The following is a 388-nucleotide window of genomic DNA, read 5'->3' on the forward strand; positions in this document are numbered from 1 at the left end:
CTCTTCATGCTTTACTTTCCCCTCCTCCGGTAGCGGCGTTTCTCCTCCAAGGTGGCGTCCCGGGCGGTGATGGGCCGCACCCTGCCTTCCCTGCGGGTGAAGACCACGAAGAGGACCCTTCCGGCTTCCGTGGCCCCCAGGGCCGCCCAGCGTTCCTCGCCCCCTTGGGAGCGCGTGCGGAGCACCAGCCGCTTGGGGTCGGTGAGGGCTTCCTCCACCTCCTGGGGACGCACCCCGTGCCGGGCGATGTGGGCGGTGTTGGCCTCATCCCAGGCGAAGCCCAAGGGGAAACCTCCCCTTTCAGTATATACCATGGTATTTGCAAGGGGGGGCCATGACCGCCGCGACCCACCTGGCCGGGGCCGCCCTCACCGCTTCCCTCCTGCGG

Annotated in this window: 1 protein-coding gene; it reads right to left on the bottom strand. The window is 68.6% G+C overall.

Annotated features, from left to right (window positions below):
* Positions 1–11: 11 nt before the first annotated feature.
* Positions 12–314, bottom strand: a complete 303-nt coding sequence (locus tag ACYQ0J_RS00380) for a BrnT family toxin (protein ID WP_460170245.1) — start codon at positions 312–314, stop codon at positions 12–14.
* Positions 315–388: the final 74 nt, after the last annotated feature.

The sequence above is a fragment of the Thermus sp. FJN-A genome (assembly GCF_054655095.1).

Excerpts from the sequence above, each read along its gene's own strand:
- ACYQ0J_RS00380 (WP_460170245.1), bottom strand. The coding sequence starts at position 314 with ATGGTATATACTGAAAGGGGAGGTTTCCCCTTGGGCTTCGCCTGGGAT.